This is a genomic window from Streptomyces sp. NPDC001594 (genome assembly GCF_042893675.1).
Lineage (GTDB): Bacteria > Actinomycetota > Actinomycetes > Streptomycetales > Streptomycetaceae > Streptomyces.
The window spans coordinates 1-6,107 of record NZ_JBIAVB010000036.1; the positions used below are offsets into that span (position 1 = coordinate 1).

Annotated in this window: 9 protein-coding genes; 6 read left to right on the forward strand and 3 right to left on the reverse strand. The window is 71.7% G+C overall.

The window, feature by feature from the left end; genetic code table 11:
- The first annotated feature begins 122 nt into the window (after positions 1–122).
- Both ACFY0O_RS37540 and ACFY0O_RS37545 read left to right on the forward strand, forming a co-directional pair.
- Positions 123–734: a hypothetical protein gene (locus ACFY0O_RS37540; RefSeq protein ID WP_388955568.1), complete on the forward strand. Its 612-nt coding sequence runs from the start codon at positions 123–125 to the stop codon at positions 732–734.
- Positions 735–822: 88 nt separating this feature from the next.
- Complete coding sequence (locus tag ACFY0O_RS37545; protein WP_388955570.1) at positions 823–1,809, forward strand: aldo/keto reductase; 987 nt, start codon at positions 823–825, stop codon at positions 1,807–1,809.
- Here ACFY0O_RS37545 and arsM read toward each other — a convergent pair.
- Positions 1,799–2,566, reverse strand: coding sequence for an arsenite methyltransferase (gene arsM / locus ACFY0O_RS37550; RefSeq protein ID WP_388955573.1), 768 nt, complete (start codon positions 2,564–2,566; stop codon positions 1,799–1,801). The two genes, ACFY0O_RS37545 and arsM, sit on opposite strands and share 11 nt — an antisense overlap.
- 134 nt (positions 2,567–2,700) lie before the next feature.
- Between arsM and ACFY0O_RS37555 the strand changes: the two genes are divergently transcribed.
- The 3 genes from ACFY0O_RS37555 to ACFY0O_RS37565 are packed head-to-tail and all read left to right on the forward strand — an operon-like array spanning position 2,701 to position 4,254.
- Positions 2,701–3,075, forward strand: coding sequence for an ArsR/SmtB family transcription factor (locus ACFY0O_RS37555; protein WP_388955576.1), 375 nt, complete (start codon positions 2,701–2,703; stop codon positions 3,073–3,075).
- Positions 3,072–3,812, forward strand: a complete 741-nt coding sequence (locus tag ACFY0O_RS37560; RefSeq protein WP_388955579.1) for an aquaporin — start codon at positions 3,072–3,074, stop codon at positions 3,810–3,812. The genes ACFY0O_RS37555 and ACFY0O_RS37560 overlap by 4 nt, the downstream gene beginning before the upstream one ends.
- Positions 3,813–3,831: 19 nt before the next feature.
- The gene (locus ACFY0O_RS37565; RefSeq protein WP_388955581.1) at positions 3,832–4,254 is read left to right on the forward strand and encodes an arsenate reductase ArsC; all 423 of its coding nucleotides are present in this window, start codon (positions 3,832–3,834) and stop codon (positions 4,252–4,254) included.
- A 9-nt stretch (positions 4,255–4,263) separates the two neighbouring features.
- On the opposite strand, the gene ACFY0O_RS37570 is transcribed toward ACFY0O_RS37565, so the two are convergent.
- Complete coding sequence (locus tag ACFY0O_RS37570; protein WP_388955583.1) at positions 4,264–5,187, reverse strand: zinc-binding alcohol dehydrogenase family protein; 924 nt, start codon at positions 5,185–5,187, stop codon at positions 4,264–4,266.
- Between the two features lie 90 nt (positions 5,188–5,277).
- On the opposite strand from ACFY0O_RS37570, the gene ACFY0O_RS37575 reads away from it, so the two are divergent.
- Complete coding sequence (locus ACFY0O_RS37575; protein WP_388955585.1) at positions 5,278–5,748, forward strand: MarR family winged helix-turn-helix transcriptional regulator; 471 nt, start codon at positions 5,278–5,280, stop codon at positions 5,746–5,748.
- A gap of 24 nt (positions 5,749–5,772) precedes the next feature.
- Here the strand turns inward: ACFY0O_RS37575 and ACFY0O_RS37580 are convergent.
- The coding region (locus ACFY0O_RS37580; protein WP_388955588.1) for a hypothetical protein at positions 5,773–6,107 on the reverse strand (335 nt) is incomplete at its 5' end.

A 6,107-nucleotide genomic window follows, 5' to 3' on the forward strand; every position in this document is an offset into this window, starting at 1 on the left:
GGGGACCCTGTGGGAGAGTAGGACGCCGCCGAACAATCATTGTGGGAAAGCCCCGCACCAGTCATGGTGCGGGGCTTTTCTGCGTTTACGGGCAGACCGGCGGCCGGCCGTAGTGTGCGTGTATGACCAGCGATGTGGGGACCCGGGACGATCGGGTACGGATACGCAGGGCGGCCGTTTACGACATCGCCGCCACGGTGCTCCTGTTGCTCGCCGCGGCCGTGGGGTGGAGCGACATGCTCCTCCTGGTCTCGGGGAGCGTCGTGCCCGGCTGGGCGCTGTGCGTCGCCCTGTTGTGTGCCGCGGGCGTCCTCGTGGGCGTCCGTGCCGTGCGGTTCCGTCCGGGGGCTCCGCGCCGTTCCCTTGCGATGGGCCTCGTACGGGGAGTCGCGATCACCGCGGCGGGGTTGAGCTGCGCGGCCGGCGCGCTCGACGAGCTGGGTGCGAAGTACTACGTCCTGCACCCCACGGGCCCGAACGGCTGCACCGCCGTCGTCCGGGAGACCTCGTTCCTGGTGCTGGGCAGCGGCGACGTGTACGCGGTCGGCCCGAGCCGCATCGGCTGGCGGCCGTCGGGCTCCTGGATGGCGGACGACGGCCACCGGCCGATCACCGCGGGAACGTACGAGCTCCACTGGAACGAGCGCGAGGGTCACGGCACGCTCAGCGTCCACGGCACCGAAACCGACCCGATCCTCTCGGGCGGCGTGACGGACGTCGACTGCGGGATCTGACATGGCTCCCAGTTGATCGTTTGACATGGAGTGCACTCCAAGACCTAGCGTCGTGGTCAGACGGTTTTCCAGCTCGGGAGGCACCAGAATGATCGACACAGACATCCGGTACTTGGGCGAACTCGCGGTGTCCGCCCAGGGGTTGGGCTGTATGGGAATGAGCCACGGCTACGGGGAATCGGACGACGCGCAGTCGATCGCGACCATCAACCGGGCCCTCGACCTCGGCGTGACCCTCCTGGACACCGCCGACTTCTACGGCGTCGGGCACAACGAGGAGCTCATCGGGCGGGCCGTCGCCGGACGGCGTGACGAGGCGGTCATCGCGACGAAGTTCGGCTTCGCCAACCAGCTGGGCGAGCCCACCGTGATCCGCGGCGACGCCGCCTACGTACGCCAGGCGTGCGAGGCCTCGCTGCGGCGTCTGGGGGTCGACCACATCGACCTCTACTACCAGCACCGGGTCGACCCGCAGGTGCCGATCGAGGAGACCGTCGGCGCCATGGCCGAGCTGGTCCAGGCCGGCAAGGTCCGCCACCTCGGGCTCTCCGAGGCCGGCGCGGAAACGATCCGCCGGGCGCACGCGGTGCACCCGATCGCGGCCCTGCAGAGCGAGTGGTCCCTCTGGACCCGGGACCTGGAGACCGCGGCCGCCCCCGTCTGCCGTGAACTCGGCATCGGGCTCGTCCCGTTCTCCCCGCTCGGCCGGGGTTTCCTCACCGGCCGCTACCAGTCGGTCGAGGGCCTGGCGGAGACCGACATCCGGCGCACGCAGCCGAGGTTCGCCGACGGCAACCTCGACCGGAACCTGGCGATCGTCGCCAAGCTGGAGGAGCTGGCCGCCGCCAAGGGCATCACCGCCGGCCAGCTCGCCCTGGCCTGGGTGCAGCACCGCGGCGAGGACGTCGTCCCGATCCCCGGCACCCGGCGGCAGAAGTACCTCGAGGAGAACCTCGCGGCCCTGTCCGTCGAGCTGACGCCCGAGGACCTGGCCGCCATCGAGGCCGCGGCCCCCAGCGGAGGCGTCGCGGGCGCCCGCTACGACGCGACGAGCCTGACCTACGTCAACAACTGACGGACGGGGCAGCGGGCTTGACGGCCCGGACGATGGCGGAGTGCATGCCGTCGGCGACGGCGTGGGTCGGAGTGATCGAGATGTCCGTGAACCCGGCTGTCTCCAGCCCTTCCCGGTATTCGGCGAAGGAGAGGGCGCCGGCGATGCAGCCGACGTGGTCGCCGCGCTCGGCCCGCTGCTCGGGAGTGAGGGTGTCGTCGGCGACGACGTCCGAGACGCCGATCCGGCCGCCGGGCCGCAGGACGCGGAAGGTCTCGGCGAACACGGCGGCCTTGTCGGTGGACAGGTTGATCACGCAGTTGGAGATCACCACGTCGATCGTGGCGGCCGGGAGCGGGACGGCCTCGATGGTGCCCTTGAGGAACTCCACGTTCCGCGCGCCGGCCTTCGCCGCGTTGGCCAGGGCGAGGGCGAGCATCTCCTCGGTCATGTCCAGGCCGTACGCCTTGCCGGTCGGACCGACCCGGCGGGCGGACAGGAGGACGTCGATCCCGCCGCCGGAGCCCAGGTCCAGGACGCGTTCGCCCTCGGCCAGGTCGGCGACGGCGGTCGGGTTGCCGCAGCCGAGGGAGGCGGCGACGGCTTTGGCGGGCAGTGCGGCGCGGTCGTCGGCGGCGTAGAGGGCGGAGCCGAAGTTCTCGTCGATCTCGACCGGCGTGGGCCCGCAACAGGCGGTGCCGCCCTCGCTGACCTGGAGTGCGGAGGCCGCGTAGCGGGCCCGGACGGTCTCGCGCAGATCGGTGGACTGGTCGCTCATGACGATGACTCCCAACGGACGGGGCTCTGGTTCCGGTTCGCCGCCGGACCCGGCTACCTCTTGCATTGATATTCCTCGATACAGCTCTCACCGCCAACATTGCGCCTTGGATCGAAGAACGTCAACATAGAGGTATGTCGAAACAAGAGCTCGTGGTCCTCGGGCAGGACGCGGACGGCTGTTGCGGCCAGATCGCGGCCGCCCCGCTGGACGAGAACCAGGCAGCCGACCTGGCCAAGGTGTTCAAGGCGCTGGGCGACCCGGTCCGGCTGCGGCTGCTGTCGATGATCGCCTCCCGGGACGGGGGCGAGGTCTGCGTGTGCGAGCTGACCCCCGCCTTCGAGCTCTCCCAGCCGACGATCTCCCACCACCTCAAGCTGCTGCGGCAGGCCGGCCTGGTCGACTGCGAACGCCGCGGGACCTGGGTCTACTACTGGGCCCTGCCCGCCGCCCTGGACCGGCTCGCCGCCGTCCTGAAGGCCCCGCGGAACGCCGGAGCGCAGGCATGAGCGCGGGCCCGGCGCCGCTCGGGCGCCGCGTCGCGGCGGAGGCGGTCGGCACCGCACTGCTGGTGGCCGTCGTGGTCGGCTCCGGCATCCAGGCCACGGACCTGTCGCACGACGTCGGCATCCAGCTGCTGGCCAACTGCCTGGCGACCGTGTTCGGGCTCGGCGTGCTCATCGCGGTCCTCGGGCCGGTCTCCGGCGCCCACTTCAACCCCGTCGTCACCCTCGCCGCCCACCTCACCGGCCGCCGCTCCGGCGACGGGCCCTCCCTGCGGGACGTCGCCGCGTACGTACCCGCCCAGGTCGGCGGCGCCGTCGCCGGCTCGCTGCTCGCCAACGCCGTCTTCGGCCGGCCCGTGCTCGCCCTGTCCGCCCACGACCGGTCCGCTCCCCACCTGTGGCTGGGCGAGGTGGTCGCGACGGCCGGACTGCTGCTGGTCGCCTTCGGCCTGGACCGGGCCGGCCGGGCGAACCTCGCCCCGGCCGTGGTGGCCGCGTTCATCGGGGCGGCGTACTGGTTCACCTCCTCCACCTCCTTCGCGAACCCCGCGGTCACCCTCGGGCGGGCCTTCACCGACTCCTTCGCCGGGATCGCCCCCGCCTCCGCCCCCGGGTTCGTCGCCGCCCAGGCCCTCGGCGCCGCAGCCGGCCTGGGGCTGCTCCACCTCGTCTTCGGCCCGTCCGCCCGGCGGACCGCCGGAGAGGCCGTGCCCATCGCCGCCGTCCCCGCCGCCCGCTGAACCCCTGGGAGCCCCTGCCGTGACCTCGTCCCCGTCCCGTCCGTCGGTGCTGTTCGTCTGCGTCCACAACGCGGGCCGTTCGCAGATGGGCGCCGCCTTCCTCACCCACCTCGGCCGCGGCCGGGTGGAGGTCCGCTCCGCCGGCTCCGCCCCGGCCGACACCGTGAACCCCGCTGTGGTCGAGGCCATGCGGGAGGCCGGCATCGACATCTCCGCCGAGACCCCCAAGGTGCTCACGGTGGAGGCCGTCCAGGCTTCGGACGTCGTGATCACCATGGGCTGCGGGGACGCCTGCCCGTACTTCCCCGGCAAGCGCTACCTCGACTGGACCCTCGAGGACCCCGCGGGCCAGGGCGTCGCCGCCGTCCGCCCCATCCGCGACCAGATCGAACAGCGCGTCCGCGCCCTGCTCACCGAACTCGGCATCCCGACGGCCGGCTGACCACACGGCCTAGGGGATCAGGACCACCTTGCCGCAGTTGCGGCGGTCCTCGATGACCGCGTGGGCGCGGGCCGCCTCGGCGAGGGGGATCTCCTCGTGGACCGTGGTGCGCAGGGTGCCGGCCGCGCGCTGCTCCCAGAGCTCGCGCTGCCAGCGGGCGTACAGGTCGGGGCGGCCGAGGGCGATGGCCCGCATCTGGAAGCCGATCATCGAAGCGCCGCGCACCAGGAGCTCGTACGCCTCCACCGTGCCGCCGCCGGAGCTGAAGGCCACCAGTCGGCCGCCCATCGCCAGGGCGCGCACGGCCGGGCCGAGCAGCTCGCCGCCGACGCCGTCGAGGATGACGTCGTACGGGGCGCCCCAGTCGGCGTCCTCGTACAGCACGACCTCGTCGGCGCCCAGGGCGCGGACGAACCCGGCCTTCTCGGCGCTGCCGACCGCCGCGACGACCCGTCCGGCTCCTCCGGCCCTGGCGAGCTGGAGGGCGAGGGTGCCGACCGCGCCGGCCGCCGCCGTGACGAGCACCGACTCGCCGGGGCGTACGCGCCCGGCTTCGAACGCCCCGCGCGCCACGAGCCCGCTGCGGACGAGGGCGACCGCGTCCACGGCGGTGGCGTCGTCCGGCACGGCGGTGGCGAACGCGGCGTCGAGGACGGCGTACTCGGCATAGGCGTCCGCGAAGCACAGCCCCGTGACGCGGTCCCCGACGGCGAAGCAGGTGACGCCGGCGCCGGTGGAGACGACGGTCCCGGCGATCTCCCCGCCGAACGGGACGGGCCCGCTGCCCTCGCGGACCTTGCGGACGGTGGGCAGGGTGACGCCGATGGCCTCGGCGCGGACGAGCAGTTCGCCGGGCCCCGCCTCCGGGCGGTCGACCTCTTCGGCGAAAAGGACTTCGGGCCCACCGTTGACCTCATGGCGGATGCGCAGCACAGGACCTCCCCCGATCCGTATTCATTGGGTAGCCCAACGATAAACAGAAGAACGTTGGGAAGTCCAACGATTCGTAGGTAGGGTGGCCGCATGGTCACACCGCAGCCCACGCCCCCTCCTTCGCCGTCGGCCCTCGCGCACATCCAGTCCCTGCCCAGCTGGCTCGTGGGCCGGGTCGCGGCGCGCGGGCGGGGTCTGGTCGCCGACGCGATCGCGGGGGAGGGCCTGAAGCTGATGCAGCACGCGGTGCTGGCCGCCACGGCCGAGTACGGCCCCGTCGCGCAGGCGGACCTGGGCCGGCGGCTCGCGGTGGACCCGAAGGACATGGTCGGGATCCTCAACCACCTCCAGGGGGAGGGCCTGGTGCTGCGGACCCCCGACCCGTCCGACCGCCGCAAGAACGCGGTGACGGTCACCCCGGAAGGAGAGGCGGTCCTGGCCCGCTGCGCGACCCTCGCGGAGACGGCGAACGAGCGGCTCCTGGCGCCGCTGACGGCCGATGAGCAAGGCGTGCTGATGGCGCTGTTGAGGCGGATCCATGAGGCCCCCACCTCGTTTTGACACCCCTGGGGGCCGGATGTAGAGTCAAACGGTTGCCTCGAACCGGACAGGTTCGGCGACACCCACCCCTCGGCGAATCGAATTCCATGTGGGGTGCACTCGACTCTTCATTCGGATCGTCGAAGCCGGGAAATCCGGTGGAAAACTTCTGATAGAGTCGGAACCGCCGGAAAGGGAAAGCGCGAAAGCGCAGAACCTGGAAAGCACCGAGGAAATCAGGGCCCGAAAGGATCTGATAGACTCGGAAGCGAAGAAAGAACGAAGGCCCGGAGGAAAGCCCGCGAGGGTGAGTACAAAGGAAGCGTCCGTTCCTTGAGAACTCAACAGCGTGCCAAAAATCAACGCCAGAAGTTGATACC